This window comes from Vibrio alginolyticus NBRC 15630 = ATCC 17749 (assembly GCF_000354175.2).
Lineage (GTDB): Bacteria > Pseudomonadota > Gammaproteobacteria > Enterobacterales > Vibrionaceae > Vibrio > Vibrio alginolyticus.
Map to the genome: position 1 here is coordinate 2,046,258 of NC_022349.1, position 20,144 is coordinate 2,066,401.

16 protein-coding genes and 10 tRNA genes are annotated in these 20,144 nt (G+C 45.9%); 3 read left to right on the forward strand and 23 right to left on the reverse strand.

The window, feature by feature from the left end; all coding sequences use genetic code 11:
- Window positions 1–48 precede the first annotated feature (48 nt).
- Both rnr and nsrR read right to left on the reverse strand, forming a co-directional pair.
- Window positions 49–2,556 carry a ribonuclease R gene (gene rnr / locus N646_RS09350; RefSeq protein WP_017821742.1) on the reverse strand — a complete coding sequence of 836 codons (2,508 nt, stop codon included), beginning with the start codon at window positions 2,554–2,556 and terminating at the stop codon, window positions 49–51.
- 115 nt (window positions 2,557–2,671) lie between these two features.
- A complete protein-coding gene (nsrR, locus tag N646_RS09355) occupies window positions 2,672–3,097 on the reverse strand; it encodes a nitric oxide-sensing transcriptional repressor NsrR (RefSeq protein ID WP_005381392.1) in 426 nt (141 codons plus the stop codon).
- 157 nt (window positions 3,098–3,254) lie between these two features.
- On the opposite strand from nsrR, the gene hmpA reads away from it, so the two are divergent.
- A complete protein-coding gene (gene hmpA / locus N646_RS09360) occupies window positions 3,255–4,439 on the forward strand; it encodes an NO-inducible flavohemoprotein (RefSeq protein ID WP_005381390.1) in 1,185 nt (394 codons plus the stop codon).
- 79 nt (window positions 4,440–4,518) lie between these two features.
- On the opposite strand, the gene motX is transcribed toward hmpA, so the two are convergent.
- Window positions 4,519–5,154, reverse strand: a complete 636-nt coding sequence (gene motX / locus N646_RS09365) for a flagellar protein MotX (RefSeq protein WP_005381388.1) — start codon at window positions 5,152–5,154, stop codon at window positions 4,519–4,521.
- 216 nt (window positions 5,155–5,370) lie between these two features.
- Entirely contained in the window at window positions 5,371–6,687 is a 1,317-nt protein-coding gene (locus tag N646_RS09370) for an adenylosuccinate synthase (RefSeq protein WP_005381385.1), read from the reverse strand.
- Between the two features lie 172 nt (window positions 6,688–6,859).
- On the opposite strand from N646_RS09370, the gene N646_RS09375 reads away from it, so the two are divergent.
- Window positions 6,860–7,045 (forward strand): DUF2065 domain-containing protein, encoded by a 186-nt coding sequence (locus N646_RS09375; protein ID WP_005381383.1) that lies wholly within the window; start codon window positions 6,860–6,862, stop codon window positions 7,043–7,045.
- Between the two features lie 63 nt (window positions 7,046–7,108).
- On the opposite strand, the gene hflC is transcribed toward N646_RS09375, so the two are convergent.
- From hflC to tsaE, 8 genes are all read right to left on the reverse strand, one after another.
- On the reverse strand, window positions 7,109–8,089 hold the full coding sequence (gene hflC, locus N646_RS09380; RefSeq protein ID WP_005381382.1) for a protease modulator HflC: 981 nt from the start codon (window positions 8,087–8,089) through the stop codon (window positions 7,109–7,111).
- A gap of 2 nt (window positions 8,090–8,091) precedes the next feature.
- Window positions 8,092–9,297 (reverse strand): FtsH protease activity modulator HflK, encoded by a 1,206-nt coding sequence (hflK, locus tag N646_RS09385; protein WP_017633728.1) that lies wholly within the window; start codon window positions 9,295–9,297, stop codon window positions 8,092–8,094.
- Window positions 9,298–9,342: 45 nt separating this feature from the next.
- Window positions 9,343–10,632, reverse strand: coding sequence for a ribosome rescue GTPase HflX (gene hflX / locus N646_RS09390; RefSeq protein ID WP_005381380.1), 1,290 nt, complete (start codon window positions 10,630–10,632; stop codon window positions 9,343–9,345).
- A 38-nt stretch (window positions 10,633–10,670) separates the two neighbouring features.
- On the reverse strand, window positions 10,671–10,934 hold the full coding sequence (gene hfq / locus N646_RS09395; protein WP_005381379.1) for an RNA chaperone Hfq: 264 nt from the start codon (window positions 10,932–10,934) through the stop codon (window positions 10,671–10,673).
- Between the two features lie 194 nt (window positions 10,935–11,128).
- Entirely contained in the window at window positions 11,129–12,061 is a 933-nt protein-coding gene (miaA, locus tag N646_RS09400; protein WP_005395375.1) for a tRNA (adenosine(37)-N6)-dimethylallyltransferase MiaA, read from the reverse strand.
- Complete coding sequence (gene mutL / locus N646_RS09405) at window positions 12,058–14,070, reverse strand: DNA mismatch repair endonuclease MutL (protein ID WP_017633727.1); 2,013 nt, start codon at window positions 14,068–14,070, stop codon at window positions 12,058–12,060. Before mutL ends, miaA begins: the two co-directional genes overlap by 4 nt.
- A gap of 18 nt (window positions 14,071–14,088) precedes the next feature.
- Window positions 14,089–15,798, reverse strand: coding sequence for an N-acetylmuramoyl-L-alanine amidase (locus N646_RS09410; protein ID WP_005381374.1), 1,710 nt, complete (start codon window positions 15,796–15,798; stop codon window positions 14,089–14,091).
- On the reverse strand, window positions 15,792–16,256 hold the full coding sequence (gene tsaE, locus N646_RS09415; RefSeq protein WP_005381372.1) for a tRNA (adenosine(37)-N6)-threonylcarbamoyltransferase complex ATPase subunit type 1 TsaE: 465 nt from the start codon (window positions 16,254–16,256) through the stop codon (window positions 15,792–15,794). The genes N646_RS09410 and tsaE overlap by 7 nt, the downstream gene beginning before the upstream one ends.
- A 276-nt stretch (window positions 16,257–16,532) precedes the next feature.
- On the opposite strand from tsaE, the gene queG reads away from it, so the two are divergent.
- A complete protein-coding gene (gene queG, locus N646_RS09420) occupies window positions 16,533–17,660 on the forward strand; it encodes a tRNA epoxyqueuosine(34) reductase QueG (protein WP_005381370.1) in 1,128 nt (375 codons plus the stop codon).
- A 620-nt stretch (window positions 17,661–18,280) separates the two neighbouring features.
- Here queG and N646_RS09425 read toward each other — a convergent pair.
- The 11 genes from N646_RS09425 to orn all read right to left on the reverse strand — a co-directional run bounded on the left by N646_RS09425 (window position 18,281) and on the right by orn (window position 20,036).
- Window positions 18,281–18,357: transfer RNA gene (locus N646_RS09425), tRNA-Met, on the reverse strand.
- Between the two features lie 58 nt (window positions 18,358–18,415).
- Window positions 18,416–18,491 (reverse strand) — tRNA-Gly (locus tag N646_RS09430).
- Between the two features lie 36 nt (window positions 18,492–18,527).
- Window positions 18,528–18,603 (reverse strand) — tRNA-Gly (locus N646_RS09435).
- Between the two features lie 36 nt (window positions 18,604–18,639).
- Window positions 18,640–18,715 (reverse strand) — tRNA-Gly (locus N646_RS09440).
- Between the two features lie 30 nt (window positions 18,716–18,745).
- Window positions 18,746–18,822, reverse strand: a tRNA-Met gene (locus N646_RS09445).
- Between the two features lie 42 nt (window positions 18,823–18,864).
- A tRNA-Gly gene (locus N646_RS09450) sits at window positions 18,865–18,940 on the reverse strand.
- Between the two features lie 2 nt (window positions 18,941–18,942).
- A tRNA-Met gene (locus N646_RS09455) sits at window positions 18,943–19,019 on the reverse strand.
- Window positions 19,020–19,061: 42 nt separating this feature from the next.
- Window positions 19,062–19,137: transfer RNA gene (locus tag N646_RS09460), tRNA-Gly, on the reverse strand.
- A gap of 2 nt (window positions 19,138–19,139) precedes the next feature.
- Window positions 19,140–19,216, reverse strand: a tRNA-Met gene (locus N646_RS09465).
- Window positions 19,217–19,258: 42 nt separating this feature from the next.
- A tRNA-Gly gene (locus tag N646_RS09470) sits at window positions 19,259–19,334 on the reverse strand.
- 156 nt (window positions 19,335–19,490) lie between these two features.
- The gene (gene orn / locus N646_RS09475; protein WP_017635574.1) at window positions 19,491–20,036 is read right to left on the reverse strand and encodes an oligoribonuclease; all 546 of its coding nucleotides are present in this window, start codon (window positions 20,034–20,036) and stop codon (window positions 19,491–19,493) included.
- Window positions 20,037–20,144: the final 108 nt, after the last annotated feature.

Sequence of the window (20,144 nt, forward strand, 5' to 3'; positions counted from 1 at the left end):
GTCGTATTGCCTGCGCCAACCAAGTTTGAACTAAGTTGGCGCTTCAACCTACTGCGCTTCTTTTTTAGTGCGCTTGGTTTTCTTCGGCTTACTGTGCGGCTTCTTTTTACGTGCTTTTTTCACTTTAGGCTTCTCGTTGCCTTCAGCGTCACCACGTTTTGGGCCATTACGCTTACTCGTTGCGCCCGTTTCTTCTGGGCGTTTAGTTGGCTCTATCGCAGGAACTGCACGAGCCGCGCCACCTTCTTTCGATGAAGAGCGAGTCGCAGCGCGTTTTTTATCTTTCGCTTTGCGTTTTGCTTCCGCTGCGCGTTTCTTCGCAGTCTTACCTTCGCCGCGTAGCTTACGACTTGTTTCGACCAATTCAAAGTCAATTTGCTTATCATCGAGGTTAACAGCCAGTACTTTTACTTTTACTGCATCACCTAAGCGGTAGATGTTACCGAAACTTTCACCAATAAGTCGTTGACCAATCGGGTCAAATTGATAGTAGTCGTTCGCAAGGGTAGAAATATGTACCAAACCATCGATGTGCAAATCCGTTAAACGTACAAAGAAGCCAAAGCTAGTGACATTAGCAATAACACCGTCTAGTTCGTCACCGACGTGGTCTTGCATATATTCACACTTCAGCCAATCCGCAACATCACGTGTTGCATCATCAGCACGGCGCTCTGTCATCGAACATTGTTCGCCGTAAAAATCCATGTCGTCAAACGAGTAATGATAGCCACCTGTTGGTGTCCAGCGATCTTGATTACGACCTTCTTCTTTAGCAATCAGATACTTGATTGCACGGTGAAGTAACAAGTCAGGGTAACGACGAATTGGCGACGTAAAGTGCGCATAGCGTTTCAATGCCAACCCAAAGTGCCCCGCGTTATCTGCGTTGTATACCGCTTGCTTCATTGAGCGTAGCAGCATGGTCTGAATCAACTCTTGATCTTGACGCCCGGAGATTTGACGTGCGAGATCAGCATAGTCCGTTGGTGAAGGCTCTAAACCACCTTTTAGCTCAAGACCAAGTTCACTTAAGAAGTCACGGAAACCTTGCAGGCGTAATTCACCTGGAGATTCGTGGATACGATAAAGCGCGGGCTCTTTCGCTTTTTCTACCAGCGATGCCGAAGCAATGTTGGCTAAAATCATACATTCTTCGATGATCTTATGCGCGTCATTACGAATTACTGGCTCAATGCTTTCGATTTTACGTTCCGCATTGAAAATAAATTTGGTTTCAACGGTTTCAAATTCGATTGCACCGCGTTGATCTCGTGCTTCTTTCAGCACTTTGTACATCTTGTGCAACTCTTCTAGATGAGAAACAAGCGGCTGGTAGCGCTCACGTAGTTCTTCATCCCCTTCTAGAATCGCGCTCACTTTGCTATATGTGAGACGAGCGTGCGAGTTCATCACCGCCTCGTAATGCTTGTAACCAGACAGCTTACCTGTATCGGAAATGGTCATTTCGCACACCATACACAAGCGATCTACTTGCGGGTTGAGCGAACATAGGCCGTTCGATAGTACTTCTGGCAACATCGGCACAACTTGCGACGGGAAATATACTGAGTTACCACGATTTATCGCTTCTTTGTCCAACGCAGAGTCAGGACGAACGTAGTAACTGACGTCAGCAATCGCTACCCATAAACGCCAACCACCTTCTTTGTTCTTTTCACAGTAAACGGCATCATCAAAGTCTCGTGCGTCTTCGCCGTCAATGGTCACTAGTGGCAAATCACGTAGATCCACACGACCAACTTTCGCTTCTTCTGGTACTTCTTCGCCTAAGTTTTCGATTTGTTTATCGACGGCTTCTGGCCATTCGTGAGGGATTTGGTGTGTACGAATCGCAATTTGTGTTTCCATACCTGGTGCCATGTTTTCACCAAGGACTTCAACCACTTTACCCATCATGCCGCGTGAGCGTGAGCCACGATCAGTAATTTCAATTACGACTACGTTACCCATGCGTGCACCCGCTTTGTGCTCATTTGGGATCAGGATATCTTGGCTGATACGCGAGTCATCTGGGACAACATAGGAGTATCCATATTCAAGGAAGAAACGACCAACGATTTGATCATTGCGCTCCTCTAGCACACGCACCAAACGTCCTTCACGGCGGCCGCGCTTGCTGTTGTCTGTCGGTTGCACTAAGACAAAATCACCGTGGATGATGTTCTTCATCTGATGGTGCGGTAACAGAATATCATCATCCTTGCCGACGCTGCCTTCTGGACGTACCCAACCATGGCCATCACGATGACCAATCACGTAACCTTTCACCATTTCAAGTTTTTCAGGCAATGCATAGCACTGACGGCGGGTAAACACCAGTTGGCCATCTCGCTCCATCGCACGTAGCCGACGACGCAACCCTTCGTATTGCTCTTCGCCCTCAAGCTTTAGTGCCTCAAACAAGTCGTTACGATTCATTGGAACGCCCGCTTGCTCTAGAAACTCGATGATAAACTCTCGGCTTGGAATTGGATTTTCGTAATTTTTGGATTCACGATCTGCAAAAGGATCGTTTGGAATATTGTCTGACATAGGCACGCCTATCTAGCAAGGAAGGTATATGGCTAGTATATCTGAGTCTCTCGATAAGCTACAGAATTGCTTTGAAAAAAGAATGATCGAGATCGACTCTAGGCATGCAAATGAGTTAAGGACGAGCCAGCAAGATCAAAAGTTCAGAATTGTCACTGAGCAAGGATTCAATCGTGCAGTCATCCAACTCCGCCAGAAAGGCACTTTTTGCTTTCGCCAATTTATCTTTGAGGCGGCAAGCAGGGGTAATATGGCAAAAATCCACACCACAGTTGACTAAATCTAACGGCTCTAAATCGCGCACAACACCACCGACTGTGATTTCAGACGCTGGCTTCATCAGCCGGATACCACCGTTTTTTCCGCGCACGGTATGGACATAACCCAACTGCCCTAACCGATTGATAACTTTAACCATATGGTTGCGCGACACACCAAATAAATCCGTCACTTCGGTAATGCTGGTTAACTCATCTTCCGGCAACGAAGCCAAGAAAATTAAGGTTCTCAACGCATAATCAGTGAAACTAGTTAACTGCATATTCTCTCCCAAAGTGCGACTCAATAACCCACTGGTGATGCTAAAACCCCAAACTTGAGCTATCGATAAAAGTGTAAATCTTTTCTTGATCGAAAGATACATTTGAGATACAACTTTAAACATGCATTATAAATACAACTTAAAGTAGGAAGCCCTTATGCTCAGCAATCAAACTATCGAGATCGTCAAAGCGACCGCACCACTCATCGCCGAAACAGGACCAAAACTGACCGCGCACTTTTACGAGCGTATGTTTACTCATAACCCTGAGTTGAAAGATATTTTTAACATGAGTAACCAGCGTAACGGCGATCAGCGTGAAGCATTATTCAACGCTATCTGTGCCTATGCTGCCAATATTGAAAATTTGCCAGCTCTGCTTGGCGCAGTAGAGAAAATTGCGCATAAGCACACGAGCTTTTTGATCACAGAAGATCAGTACCAAATCGTTGGTAAGCATTTACTTGCTACAATCGATGAGCTTTTTAATCCAGGTCAAGAAGTGTTGGATGCTTGGGCTGAGGCTTACGGCGTACTTGCGAATGTATTTATTCAGCGAGAAGAACAAATTTACCAACAAAATGAAGCTTTGGAAGGCGGCTGGCGCGGTCTACGCGAATTTGAATTAGTCGATAAAAAGATTGAGAGCGAACACATTTGCAGCTTTGTGTTCAAGCCAACCGATGGCCAAAAAGTGGCGCCGTATAAACCGGGACAATACCTTGGCATCTACATCAACAGTGACCAGTTAGAAAACCAAGAAATTCGCCAATATAGCCTGTCTTCTGCGGTCCAAGAGAACACCTACCGTATCTCAGTAAAACGTGAAGAAGGCGGAAAAGTGTCGAACTACCTGCACGATAGCCTGAACATTGGCGAAAAAGTGCAGCTTGCGGCCCCTGCCGGTGATTTCTTTATGGATGCCGAACCACAAACACCCGTTGTTCTAATTTCTGCTGGTGTGGGACTTACTCCAACGCTGTCAATGCTAGAAAGTCTCTCAGCACATCAAGCACCTGTAACTTGGGTTCATGCAACAGAAAATGGCCAACAGCATGCTTTCAAGCAACACGTAAACCAACTCGTTGCAGAAAAAGAAAATATGAACGCGCTCGTTTGGTATAACCAACCAACGGCAGAAGACAAGCTAGGCGAAGACTTCCACTTCACGGGCTTTGTCAATCTGTATGAAATTGAAGCTGCATTAAAGCAAGATAACGTGCAGGTATACTTCTGTGGTCCTGTAGGATTTATGCAGCACGTAGCGAAACAGCTATTAGAACTTGGCGTACCAGAAGAGCAATTCCATTACGAATGCTTCGGTCCACACAAAGTGGTTTAAGCGCTACCAACTATCGGGAAAACAACAAAGCCCACGTGACGTGGCTTTGTTGTATGAAGTTGTTTGCAATATTGAAGCGTTACCAAAAGGTGTCTCGCCGTTTAGCTCGAGCAATAACGTTTTGTGGCATGCGCTGTTCAAGGCCGTTTCTCAATACAGTTATGCGCTTATGCTGCCGCTTATCTGCTGTGACAGAGTTATATAACCAACGATACGCATCTTCGTAATCGAGTGGACTGCCATAATCACGTAAAAGCAACTCGGCCAGATGAATACGCGCGTTTAGGTTTCCCATTGACGCAGCTTCTCGCAAATATGGAATTGCACGTTCTTTATCTTGCTGTACTAAAGTGCCACGCGAATAGTATCGGCCAATCTGCTCTAGTGCAGCTGGTAACCCCTGATGCGCTGCATTTTCGATGTAGTAAAGACCCAGTTCGACATCTTGCTCGACACACACACCCCAAGCCAACATATCTCCGTACAGAAATTCATAAGCGGGTAAGTTAATTCGAGTCGCACGAGCTACGATATCCTCCACCAGCTGGCAGTTATCAGCGCGCACACGTTGTAAGTGCTTATTTTGCTCAATAAGCTTTATCAGCTCTGCTTCGGTATAGATCGGAACTGGTGCCCCCACATCAGCAACATTGGCTTTCACTGTGGTAGCAACCAAGGTCAACAACAGTGAAGCAGCCACTGTTCGTAACTTCATAAACGTACCCTTAAGGTATCTAAGAAACCAAAGATCGGTGAAGGATCTCCTCTGCTTGATAACCTTATCGGCAAAAAACAGCTAAGCTTTAGACAATTTTTGCCTCTGATTTAGGCTCAGCGGCAAAAGCTTGCCATATGAGAGTCACGCTGTTTTTGTTCAGATACAAAAAAGCCGACCAGAAGGTCGGCTTTTGCAATCTTTAACGGCTATCAATTAAGCTTCGAATGGGTGAACTTTGATGATAGTTTCGTTACGGTCAGGACCTGTAGAGATGATGTCTACTGGAACGCCAGTTAGCTCTTCAATACGCTTGATGTAGTCAAGAGCGGCTTGTGGTAGAGCATCTAGTGACTTAGCACCAAATGTGTTCTCAGACCAACCAGGCATTGTTTCGTAGATTGGCGTTGCTTTTTCGAATGCTTCAGCAGCCATCGGAGAAACTTCTAGCACGGAGCCATCTTCCATCTTGTAACCAGTACAGATTTTTAGCTCTTCTAGACCATCTAGTACGTCTAGTTTAGTTAGACAGAAACCAGATACAGAGTTGATTTGGATTGCACGACGCATAGCAACAGCATCGAACCAACCTGTACGACGTAGACGACCAGTTGTCGCACCGAACTCGTGGCCAACTTCACCTAAGTGCTTACCAATTGGATCTTGCTTATCTAAACCGTCGTATAGTTCAGTCGGGAATGGACCAGCACCAACGCGAGTACAGTACGCTTTTGCGATACCCAAGATGTAACCGATGTGACGAGGACCAAAACCAGAACCTGCAGCAACACCACCAGCAGTCGTGTTAGAAGACGTTACGTACGGGTAAGTACCGTGGTCGATATCAAGTAGTGTACCTTGTGCACCTTCGAACATGATCTTGTCGCCGCGCTTACGTGCTGCGTCTAGTTCGTCAGTTACGTCGATAACCATTGACGTTAGTAGTTCAGCGTAGCCTTTAGCTTGCTCAAGTACTTCTTCGTAGCTTACTGGTTCCGCTTTGTAGAAGTTAACTAGTTGGAAGTTATGGAACTCCATGACTTCTTTTAGCTTCTCTGCGAAAGTCGCCATATCGAATAGGTCGCCAACGCGTAGACCACGACGAGCAACTTTATCTTCGTATGCTGGACCGATACCACGACCAGTAGTACCGATAGCTTTTTTACCGCGAGCGATTTCGCGAGCTTGGTCCATTGCAACGTGGTAAGGAAGAATTAGCGGACATGCTTCAGAAATGAAAAGACGCTCGCGTACTGGAATACCGCGCTCTTCAAGAGGCTTCATTTCTTTAAGTAGAGCTTCAGGTGATAGTACAACACCGTTACCGATAACACATTTTACGTTATCGCGAAGGATACCTGATGGAATTAAGTGAAGAACGGTTTTTTCACCGTCAATTACGAGAGTGTGACCTGCGTTGTGACCGCCTTGGTAGCGTACCACGTATTTTGCATCTTCAGTTAAAAGGTCTACGATTTTACCTTTACCTTCGTCACCCCATTGGGTGCCTAGAACGACTACGTTATTTCCCATCTTTCCAAGTCTGATTGCTAGTTAAAAATGGATTCTAGCACCGAATCACGCTTCTTGCAGTCATTTTTTGTTCACAGAGTTGCTACCAGAATGTCATCTTGCCGCTTTGTTCATTTTGAAATCAGCATATCACTGATAGTATTTAGCTTTCTCTATTCGACTGGAAAGCGCTATGTCTGAATCCATATGGTTGGCGATTGGGCTCGTCTTGATCGTGGAAGGCATTGGGCCACTGATTGCTCCTAACGGTTGGCGGAATATGGTGGCTCAATTAAGTGAACAACCCAACAATCAGCTACGACGCATCGGTGGCTGCCTAGTAGTTGCTGGAGCCGTCATCGCCATCATGATGAGCTAGCACTTAGCATCAGATACAAAAAAGGCTCCCTAAGGAGCCTTTTATTTCAATGAGACGCGGAGATTATTTCTCCATGCTGCCCTTCGACTGGTTCATGTATTGGAAGAACTCACTCTTCGGATCAAGCACCAGAATATCGCTCTTAGAGCTGAAGGACTTCTCATACGCACGTAGCGAACGTAGGAAGCTAAAGAACTCAGGGTCTTTGTTGTATGCTTCAGCATAAATCTTCGCAGCTTCAGCATCCGCCTCACCTCGTGTCACACGCGCAGTTTTATCAGCTTCAGCTAGAATAGTTGCTACTTCTAGTTCTGCTTGAGCACGAATAACTTCCGCTTTTTCACGACCTTGAGAACGGTGCTTACGAGCAACGGACTCACGCTCCGCACGCATACGACGGTAGATAGACTCACTGATTTCATCAGGCAGGTTGATTTTCTTCATTCGGAAATCAACGACACGAACACCCAAGTCTTTCATTGCGCTTTCACGCGTGTCTTTCAATACTTCAGACATGATTAGGTCGCGTTCACCATCAATCTCAAGCGCCTCACGAGCCGCTTCAGTTGCGACAACATCGGCACTTGCGTCTTCTGGTAGCACATCATCGTTACGTGGACCAGATACGATCTGTTTGATTTCACGAGCACCGATTTCAGAACGAAGCACGTCCGTCACTTTACGCTCAAGTAGTGCCTCTGCCGTTAGCGAGTTACCACCGCCAGTCGCGAGGTAGTAGCGACCAAAATCTTCAATACGCCACTTCACGTAGGTATCAATGATAACGTCTTTTTTCTCAGACGTTACGAAACGGTCTGCACGGCCATCCATTGTTTGGATACGTGCATCAAGTTGTTTCACACGGTCAAACAAAGGCATCTTGAAATGCAGACCAGGCTCGTAAATTCGAGTGATGTCGTTGTTGTCTTTCAAGACACGACCAAATCGAACCACGATACCACGCTCACCTTCAGGAATCACAAACAAAGACATCAACATTAATGCCAGTGCGATTACCAGTACAGGGATCATTAACTTACGCATTCTTAGTATCTCCCTTGACGTGAACCTGTTGAACGAGACTGCGTGTTCGAAGTGTCTTCTTGTGTACGATCAGACTCAAGTTGAATTTGATCATAGGTTGAAGATGACTTCGATTTACGTTTGGTATCTGCTTTGCCCTCTTGTCCCGCCAACTTATCGATTGGAAGGTAAAGAAGATTGCCGCTTGATTCCGAGTCAATCAACACTTTCGAAGTGCTTGAGTACACCTCTTCCATTGCGTCAATGTACAGACGATCACGCGTTACACCAGGCGCTGCTTGGTATTCTGGTAATAGTTTTTCGAACTGTGCTACCTGACCAAGAGCCTCGTTAGTGACACGCTCATTGTAACCTTGTGCTTCTTTCTTCAAACGCTCTGCACGACCCGTTGCCTTAGGCAAGATTTCGTTCTTGTATGCTTCAGCTTCACGAATGAAACGCTCTTCATCCTCACGTGCTGCGATTGCATCATCAAACGCATCTTTCACTTGCTCTGGTGGACGAGCAGACTGGAAGTTCACATCAACAAGTACCAGACCCATATCATAGCTATCAATGATTTGGTTCAGTGTTTCTTGCGTAGTTTGACGAATTTGCTGACGACCACTGGTTAGAATGCTATCCATCAATGAGTCACCAATTACTGCACGTAGTGCAGAATCCGTTGCTTGACGCAAGCTGTCGTCTGCATTGGTTACACGGTACAAGTATTTGTATGGGTCAGTCACTCGGTACTGAACATCCATCGCAACTGTTACAACGTTTTCATCTTTGGTCAGCATTAGACCAGATGCACGTAGTGAACGAATCGCTTGTACGTTTACCGCTTCGTACTCATCAATAAAGCGAGGACGCCAGTTAAGACCTGGGTCTACGATACGATCGTATTTACCTAAACGCAGTACAACACCACGCTCTGCTTCACCGATGGTGTAAAAACCAGCGAAGAACCAAACTGCAACAGCAATCAGAGCAATCACGCCAAAGCCAATTGCACTACCACCACCGCCGCCGATTGGAGAACCACCGCCGCCTTTTTTACCAAACTTGCCGCCCAGCTTTTGACTCAGTTTGTTGAACACTTCATCTAAATCTGGCGGACCTTGATCTCGGCCACCAGGACGCTGGCCACCACGATTATTATTACCCCAAGGGTCATTATCGCGGCCATTGTTGCCGTTGTTATTTCCAGGCTCATTCCACGCCATTAGAAAGCTCCATCATTTGATATGACGTTATACTGTAGCAGTCCTTTAAGTGACTATAAAGCCAGTCAAAACTGCCCCTTCTCTTTTTTCAAGTCTAGACCAATCTACTTGCTGCATTCGAATATCGATCAACAAGTTACCATCCTGGTCATATTCCTCACGTTGAATACACTTCATTTGGAAGAAGGTACTACGGAATCGTCCTTGATACTGTGGAGGAATTCGCAACTGATGCTCGACCATTTGTGACGCCAGACGTTCCGTCAGAGCCTCAAACAGGACATCAATGCCCAACCCATCCATTGCTGAAACCCAAACTGCGCGAGGTACGCCTTCCTCGTCTCGTTCTATACGTGGTTTCTGCGAATCTAGATTGTCGATTTTGTTCATGACAACCAGAGTCGGCACTTCATGCGCGTCGATCTCTTCTAGTACTTCATGAACAGCTTGAATATTCTCACGAAAACGCTCATCACTGGCATCAACAACATGTAACAAAATGTCAGCTTCTTGCGTTTCCTGCAAGGTTGCCTTGAAGGCCGCAACCAAGTCGTGTGGCAAATGTCGAATAAAACCAACCGTGTCTGCCAAGATGGCAGGGCCAACATCTGCTAACTCTATCTTACGTAAAGTCGGGTCCAAAGTAGCAAATAATTGATCAGCCGCGTACACGCCAGCTTCTGTAATACGGTTGAAGAGTGTCGACTTACCCGCGTTGGTGTAACCCACAAGTGAAACCGTTGGGATTTCAGCTCGATTTCGGGCGCGGCGCCCTTGTTCACGCTGCTTCGCTACTTTGTCTAAGCGTCGCAGGATGGCTTTGATTCTGTCACGCAATAAGCGACGGTCGGTTTCCAGCTGGGTTTCACCCGGGCCACGTAAACCGATACCACCTTTCTGCCTTTCAAGGTGCGTCCAACCACGAATCAAACGAGTAGAGATATGACGAAGTTGAGCCAGCTCTACCTGTAGCTTACCTTCGTGTGTTCGAGCTCGTTGAGCAAAGATATCGAGAATAAGACCAGTGCGGTCGAGAACTCGACATTGGCACAGTGCTTCGAGGTTACGTTCTTGGGCAGGAGAGAGGGCGTGATTAAAAATCACAATTTCGGCACCCGTTGATTGTACCGCTGTAGCAATCTCTTGGGCCTTACCCTCTCCGACATAGTATTTCGGGTGTGGGGATTGACGACTACCAGTTACCACTTGTAGCGCCTCTACCCCAGCAGAAGAAACCAGCATTTCGAACTCAGCCAGATCTTCCCATTCACCTTCTTGCGTGAAGTTGATATGAACAAGTACGGCTCGCTCACCGGATTCATAACGGTCAAACAAGCAATCAACTCCTTATTTTAAAAATACTCGATGAAGAATTAATCTTCTGATTTCTCTTGTGGACGCTCACCTTGTGGACGTTCACCGCTGTGATGGCTCACTGGACGAGCCGGCACAACTGTTGAGATCGCGTGCTTGTACACCATTTGGTTAACAGTATTCTTCAGCAGGATCACAAATTGATCGAATGATTCGATCTGACCTTGTAGTTTAATACCATTCACAAGGTAGATAGATACCGGGATACGCTCACGACGTAGCGCGTTTAGAAATGGGTCTTGTAGAGATTGCCCCTTAGCCATTTTTATTTTCCTTATTTAATTTGTAGTTGTAATTATTTAGCTAGTGGTGCAATGCAAAAGATACGGCTTTTGCATCTGAGCTAAACGAATCAAAAATGCACTCTAAGTAATTAGCAGCATAGTATAAAAACCGCCAACAACAGATCCTTTGAGAGTGCGTTCACGCAAAAACGATCACATTATACACAGCTATGTCAATCAGATGCTATTGCTTCCGACATCGTTTCTAATGCCTGTTCAATGTTCTCGCTATCCAACCAAGTTAAATCATCCCAGCTGCGTAACCAGGTGATTTGACGCTTGGCCAATTGACGAGTCGCGCATACGCCACGAAATACCGCTTCGTCACGTGTACACTCCCCATCTAAATACTCCCACATCTGTCGATAACCGACGCATCGTATGGAAGGAAGATCGGGGTGAAGATCTTTTCGCGAATGTAACGCTTTCATTTCTTCTTCAAAGCCCGCTTCCATCATCTTCTCGAAACGGAGTTCAATCCGACGGTGAAGTTCTGCCCTATCCTTGGGAGCTATTGCAAACTGCTTGACTCGGTATGGTAGGCTTTCACCTTTCGTTTGAGTCAATTCAGTCAAAGTTTTACCTGAAATGCGAAAAACTTCCAATGCCCGAGATAAACGTTGGGGATCATTGGGATGGATTCTCGCGGCTGACACAGGATCAACCTCTTTGAGTTCATCGTGCAACACTGACCAACCTTTAGTCAATGCCTCTTGTTCAATTTGCTGACGAATTTCAGGATTTGCAGCAGGAAGTGGTGATAAACCTTCAAGTAACGCCTTGTAATACAGCATTGTTCCACCCACAAGAAGTGGAATTTTTCCTTCTGCAACAATATCATCCATCGCTTTCAATGCATCTCGACGAAAGTCGGCGACAGAGTAAGATTCACTTGGATCCAAAATATCTATCAAGCGATGAGGCGCCAAACTTAACTCTTTTTCATCCGGTTTCGCCGTACCGATATCCATCCCTTTGTAGATCAAAGCAGAATCAACACTGATGATCTCAACCGGAAATTTTTGACGAAGACGAATCGCCAGCTCAGTTTTGCCTGATGCAGTTGGCCCCATTAAAAATAGCGCCAAAGGTAGTTTATCTGTCATGGTTTTAATTTGGCTATCGTGGCAGAGAAATCAACAGCGGATACGAATTTTGTATCTTCTAATGGCAATTGACCATGTCTTAGCTGTTCAAGTTCCGCAATAATTTGAATGGCTTCAGAAAAAGTATAGTGACTCTTCACTGTCGTGACCTGTAATGCGAGCCAATCTATCAACTCAGACAGCATCTGAGCCGCTGCTATACCTTCGTTCACACAAGATTGCGCGTAAGATAACAGATCTGGTACTAAATTTTGTAAGTTTTGTTGACGCAGCGGAGCTGGGACGCCCATCACCATTAAGGCGTGCTCGTTTCTCGCTTTCAATTGAATACCAAGCAATGCCAAATCTTGTTGATAATCTTGGGCCAGTCTCACTAATTCGGCCTCTAACTTAATAGATAGAGGAACAAGCAGAGGTTGTGCCTTGAGTGCACCATCGCTTGGAGAAAGCTGGCCTTTTACACGATAAAATTCTGCTCTAGGTAACGAGACTAACGCCGCCCCACTGTCACTGCTCATCAAAACAAATTGTTCATCGACCACCATCAGCGCTTTGCCCAATGCAGTAATCGATGGCATTGATGTGTGCGAAGTTATCGTTTGGGGCGCTATTGGAGTGACTGCCTGAGCCTCAAACTCTGGCGTTTTCAACAGCTCGTGATAAGCGCGTACTTCTTGTTTAGTTGGCGCTGGTTCTACGTGGCGCTCTTTACTGTGACTTGGCTTTGGTGCAGGTTTGGATTCCACCCAATCATTACGTTTGAATGACTCCACTACGCGCGCCTCTCGCACGGAGGTTTCACTAGGACCGCTATTACGAGGCTTCACTTCATAATCACTGCGTCCAGGATAAGCCGGTGTACTCTCTATCGCTTGATAAACCCGCTCTGGTACTGGTGAAGATGCTGGCTCTTGTACATTTTCAGGCTCTGGCGAATGCTCAATCTCTTCGGACTCAGTCGGTTCCACGCGATGAAATGCCGATTCATTCACCTGTGGTTTATCAATCACGGCGCTTTGCGCAAGTGCATCCGTCAAAGCTTGATAGATGAAATCATGCACCAAACGAGCTTGGTGGAAACGCACTTCATGCTTAGCAGGGTGAACATTCACATCTACTTGGTGCGGATCTAGCTCAATAAAGAGCACATACGCAGCAAACTGATCTGGCTTTAAGCTCATTTCATAGCTTTGACGAATCGCGTGATTGATTAATTTGTCACGCATCATTCGGCCATTCACATAGCAATATTGTAAATCGCTTTGCTGCCTTGCTCCCTCTGGCGTGGTAATCCACCCATGTAGCTTTAACCCTTGATGCTCAAGCTCGATTCTGAGCATATGCCGCACAAACGCATTACCGCAGACAGCAGCAATACGCTTTTCGGTTTGAAGCTGATTTTTCGCCGCGCGATATTGACGGATGATCTTGCCGTTATGACGCACATTGATGGTGACATCAAAGCGGCTTAACGCAATACGTTTCAATAACTCATCAATATGAGCAAATTCGGTTTTCTCCGTACGAAGAAACTTGCGACGCGCTGGAGTATTAAAAAATAAGTCCAACACCTCAACAGTCGTGCCAATCGGGTGCGCTGCTGGCTTAAGCTTCACCTGCATATCACGCCCTTCGGAGTAGGCACTCCAGGCTTCTTCTTGTGCCGCAGGACGCGACGTGAGCGTCAAACGCGAGACTGAGCTAATACTGGCTAACGCTTCACCGCGAAAACCTAGACTCATAATGGCTTCGAGATCATCTAAGGTATGTATCTTAGATGTCGCATGACGACTGAGCGCTAAGCCAAGTTCATCTTTCGCGATACCTTTTCCGTTATCACGAACACGAATCAGCTTTGCGCCTCCTTTCTCGATATCGATATCGATTCGAGTTGCGCCAGAATCAAGACTATTTTCAACCAGTTCTTTAATCACAGAAGCAGGTCTTTCGACCACTTCCCCTGCGGCGATTTGGTTTGCAAGTCTGGCTGGCAAAATTTTAATCGTCATAATGAGTTAGAAGCTCACCTACTTGTTTGGAATGATCAGGACTTGCCCAACCGCTAGCTGATCAGAGCGTAAGTTATTCGCTTTACGAATGCTCGATACGCTAACGCCGTATTTGGACGCTATTTTGCCAAGGAACTCACCCCGAGAAACCTTGTGCTTACGAATCGGTTTATCTTTTACCGCGACCGTTATCTTCAACTTTTGCCCTACCCACAAGGTATCTGACTTCAAGTTATTCTCTCGGCGGATATCTGAAACCTTCACTTTATAGTGATTCGCAATCTTACCTAAGAACTCACCAGACTTAACCTTGTGCGTAATGGTTTCTGTCTCAACAGTAATCGGTTTACTTGGCACTTTAATCGTACCAGCAGAAGGAATGTTGAGCTTCTGACCAATTGCCAAGCCTGTCGACTTCAAGTTGTTTGCCGACATCAGCGCTTTAGAGCTAAGCCCATATTTGTTCGCGATCACCGATAATGACTCGCCACGCTTTACAATATGTACCATTGGCTTCGCTGAAGGCGAGAACACCGTACCCTCTGGTGGGTTATCTTTTAAGTACTTGACGACCGCCTTAGTGATAGCCTGAGCTAACTTATCTTGGTGCGCTCGTTGAAACAGTAAACGCTCTTCTGTTGGGTTAGAAATAAAGCCCGTTTCCACTAGCACAGACGGAATCTGTGGAGAGCGTAAAACCGCAAGGCTGGTGTTGATCGGTTTGGTGTTATGCAGGTGCGCAACACGTCCCATCTCACCTAGGATTTCTGTTGCCAGCTTATAACCTTCTTTTTGTGAATGACTAAACTGCAAGTCCAACAAAGTTTGGTTCACGTTACGATCTTTTGTCTTCGTGAAGAACGCATTACCCGAGCCGCCCAATAACTCAGACTGTTTCTCATGGTTCTCGACCCAACGAGCAATTTCGGTATTTGCACGACGAGTATTTAGTACGAAGACCGATCCACCGCGAGGCTTCGGTGAAGTAAACGCATCTGCGTGAATGGAAATCAGCAAGTGCGCATCATTTTCACGAGCAATCGCGACACGACGGTTTAAGTTTACAAAATAATCTCCCGTACGAGTCATGCGCGTTTTAATACCAGGAGTCGCATCGAGCTGAGCAGCAATTTTTCTTGAGATACTCAATACCGCATCTTTCTCGTACTTACGACGTGAAGGGCCAATAGAGCCAGGGTCTTCCCCACCGTGACCAGGGTCGATAACAATTAACACTTCTTGAGCTCGTTGAACTGAACTCATGTCTTTGCTGGCCGCCGCTGGCTTACTCGGTTTAGAGGTCGATGCCTTCTTACCGTGCGGTAAATCAATCACCAAGCGGTGACCATACTGCCCACCTGGTGTTGGGCTTAATTTAAATAACTCCGCTTGAACGCTCTTTTTTAGTTCAAACACCAAACGATAAGTGCCCTTCTCTGGAGGCGAGCTTTTTCGTACCAGTTTTAAAACAGGGCTATCCGTAACAGTAACAGGTAGTTTGGCCTGCATCGTCGTGCTTTTTAAATCCACGACAAGGCGATCCGGCCCTGATAAAGAGAAATAGGAATAGTCAGCTTCCGAGCCTAAATCGATGACAACACGCGTTTCATCAGGTGAAGGCCAAACTCGAAAACTCTTAACGACGTTAGCAAATGCTAAATTGGGGATGAGAAGGAGAAAAGTGGCGACAAACGTCGCCACCACTCTAAAATTTGAAAAACTCAACATAGCTCCAATCGACTGAGTAACTGCACACCATAATCATTATTAGCTGTTAGTTCGGCTACACGTTGCTCACCTTGGTAGCGAATGTTTACATCAAGATCCGGTTGTGGCAGTAAGCCATGCCCTTTTTCAGGCCATTCAACCAAGCAAATCGCATCGTCTGTGAAATAGTCTCGAATCCCCATAAACTCAAGCTCTTCAGGATCCGCAAGACGATAAAGGTCGAAGTGATATACTTGCCACTGATCCAACTGGTACGGTTCGACTAGAGTATAAGTTGGACTTTTCACGTTACCTTGATGACCAAGAGCACGGACAAAACCACGACTAAAGGTTGTTTTACCTGCACCCAAATCACCATGCAGATAAATTGTGGTTTGCTGGGAACAAAGCTGAGCCAAAGCGGTGCCTAGTGCAACCGTTTCATGCTCATCTTTTAAATTGAATTGTTTCGTGCTCATTGATGCTTCTCTAACTAATGATCGTTGACTATATAAAAATCAAAAGAACAGGAATAGTAAACCGTGTTGGTTTTGAGAGACAAGCTTTCAAATGTCATATGTGCGAAAAAAGTATCCAATAAACGGTATCTTAATCATCTTAGTATCGACCTAGATTTAGAATATATGCAAATGACTTCAATAAGCAGTATTCACAACATCAAAAACGTACCTAACTGGGTAGCACCAAAGCCAGAGATCCGTTAAGATCCGCCCCCCTTTATTCCGGTGGTTAACATGAACTACGAACAACTCGCACAACAAATCAAAGTTTGGGGAAAAGAACTCGGCTTCCAAAAAGTTGGGATCTGCGACGTTGATCTGAGTGAACATGAAGCAGCACTACAAAAATGGCTTGATGCAGGCTATCACGGCTCAATGGATTGGATGGCTCGTCACGGTATGATGCGTGCTAGACCCCATGAGCTACTCCCGGGAACCGTTCGTGTTATCAGCGTCCGGATGGACTATCTGCCACCAGAGGCTCAATTCGCTTCGAACCTCGCGAATAAAAGTCATGCCTATATTAGCCGCTACGCACTAGGGCGCGATTATCACAAGCTCGTCAGAAAGCAGCTAAATAAGCTCGGCAAACTTATTGAACAAGAGGTTGGTCAATATGGTTACCGACCTTTCGTTGATTCCGCACCAATATTAGAGCGACCTCTCGCCCAAAAAGCGGGCTTAGGTTGGACCGGGAAACATTCCCTGATTTTAGATCAAGACTGTGGATCGTGGTTCTTTTTAGGTGAACTACTTATCGACTTACCACTACCCGTAGATGAGCCAAGCGTTGATCAGTGCGGTAAATGCAAAGCATGCATTACATCATGCCCAACACAAGCCATCGTTGAAGACAAAGTTGTCGATGCCAGGCGTTGTATCTCTTATCTCACCATCGAGTTCGATGGCGTGATTCCTGAAGAGTTTCGAAAGCCAATGGGTAACCGCATTTATGGTTGTGACGACTGTCAATTGGTTTGCCCATGGAACCGCTACGCCGACATAACGGAGCAAGATGATTTCCACCGTCGTGACAGTTTCAAAAACCCTGACCTCGTCGACATGTTTAACTGGGATGAAGCGACTTTTCTAAAAAATATGGAAGGCTCCGCTATCCGTCGTATTGGTCATATACAGTGGCTACGTAACATCGCTGTCGCACTTGGTAATGCAGAATATAGTCAGCGAATCATAGATGCGCTGGAAAGTCGGCAAGGTGAAAATAAATTACTTGATGAGCACATAAAATGGGCTTTGACAGAGCAACTGAATCAACTCCCCACTGAGAGTAATTCATCTATAGAGACGAAAAAGCAACGCTTAATAAGGATAGTCGAGAAGGGACTGCCGAGAGACGCATAGAGCGTAGTCTATATGCAAGAGATTGAAAGTACTTTTGCATGTTCAATTCATGACCTTGTTCTCAATTTTGTAATGTGGAAAAAAATTTGAGATTCAAGAAAAACAAGCTAGCAGAAAAAAGTTAAACACAGCTCGGAGAAATGACTAGGATCAAAAAAATACCAGTTAATGATCGTATTTTAACGTACTCGATCCGACAAAAAACTTATTTTTTCTTTATATAACAAAGATTTAATTGGTATTTCTTTGTTGTTTCAACTTCATTTTAGAGAAAAGATCTTTCTTCCCCATCATAAAAAGTCAAGCTAAAAACACTTTATCAACCAACTTATCCACAGAACGACGTATGTGGATAACTCTGTTAATTAAAGTAGATAAAACACGCGAAGCCTCATCATACTTGTACGTCAGCCGATTCATATCGTGTTTTAAACACAAACGAAATCGTCCGACATCATATGATGCGGATAAAAGTTTAGCTTTTGGGGATTCATGCTTCGCAGCATTATGAAAAGAGCGATGTGATTGGTTGCGAGAAGCAGGCGTTGAATCAAGCGGCGCATCCGTAGACGACTTAACAATTGTATACTAAATAAGTACTCAATCTATCGTCTTGTATTTGGTTGCGGGGGCCGGATTTGAACCGACGACCTTCGGGTTATGAGCCCGACGAGCTACCAAGCTGCTCCACCCCGCGTCCGAGTGCTTCATCTTCGTTGATGATGAAGGCTTTGCTTTCATTTATAAAAAGAAACTGGAGCGACACACGAGGTTCGAACTCGTGACCTCAACCTTGGCAAGGTTGCGCTCTACCAACTGAGCTAGTGTCGCCTTTTGTCACCGTTAAGCACGATAAAGGCTATATATTGGAGCGACACACGAGGTTCGAACTCGTGACCTCAACCTTGGCAAGGTTGCGCTCTACCAACTGAGCTAGTGTCGCATTTTGTCACCGTTGAGCACGATGAGGGCTATATATTGGAGCGACACACGAGGTTCGAACTCGTGACCTCAACCTTGGCAAGGTTGCGCTCTACCAACTGAGCTAGTGTCGCATATTAACAGCAGTCGCTATTAATGGAATTTGGTTGCGGGGGCCGGATTTGAACCGACGACCTTCGGGTTATGAGCCCGACGAGCTACCAAGCTGCTCCACCCCGCGTCCGTATTGTGTCACCGTTAAGTACCGTGAGAACTGTAAAACTGGAGCGACACACGAGGTTCGAACTCGTGACCTCAACCTTGGCAAGGTTGCGCTCTACCAACTGAGCTAGTGTCGCATTGGTTGCGGGGGCCGGATTTGAACCGACGACCTTCGGGTTATGAGCCCGACGAGCTACCAAGCTGCTCCACCCCGCGTCCGTATTGTGTCACCGTTAAGTACCGTGAGAACTATAAAACTGGAGCGACACACGAGGTTCGAACTCGTGACCTCAACCTTGGCAAGGTTGCGCTCTACCAACTGAGCTAGTGTCGCATTGGTTGCGGGGGCCGGATTTGAACCGACGACCTTCGGGTTATGAGCCCGACGAGCTACCAAGCTGCTCCACCCCGCGTCCGTATTGTGTCACCGTTAAGTACCGTGAGAACTATGAAACTGGAGCGACACACGAGGTTCGAACTCGTGACCTCAACCTTGGCAAGGTTGCGCTCTACCAACTGAGCTAGTGTCGCATCAACAACGTTTCCGCTGTTTAGGGCTGCGAATTATAAGAGCATTTTTTTGTGATGCAAGTCCTTCCTTCAAAAAAACTTTATTTTTTTACTGAACGACGAAAAAGCAATCAAAAGCGATATAAATTACAACAATTTGGATCGCAACCTTAACAGTTAAATCTTGAAAATAGTACCTCGATAGTACTTAAGTTCTGCGATGGACTCACGAATGTCGTCCAAGGCCAAATGTGTTCCCTGTTTTGTGAACCCATTTAGCACCTCAGGTTGCCAGCGACGTGCTAGTTCTTTAAGAGTACTAACGTCAACATATCGGTAATGGAAGAACTCTTCCAACTCAGGCATATGCTTGTATAAAAAGCGACGATCCTGCCCAATGCTGTTACCACATATTGGCGACGCCCCTTTTGGCACCCATTTTTCTAAAAATTCAATGGTTTGTGCGACTGCGTCTTGTTCTGAGATTTGACTGTTTCGAACGCGCTCCACCAAACCGCTTGCCGTATGCGTATTAGTACACCAGTCGTCCATTTTCGCCAGTTCTTCTTCCGGCTGATGAATCGCTAACACTGGACCTTCAGCCAAAATATTTAGTTCGCTATCCGTGACAATAGAAGCAATTTCGATGATTTTGTGCGTTTCAGGATCAAGCCCTGTCATCTCTAAATCAACCCAAATTAGGTTTTGATCGCTAAAGGACATGGTTACGCCGCCTATTTGTTTATCGATAAAAGAGGTACTATACCTCAAAATACGAGAAACACGATACTCATACACGGAGCCAAGAGTACGGCTCAACCATTTGAGTAA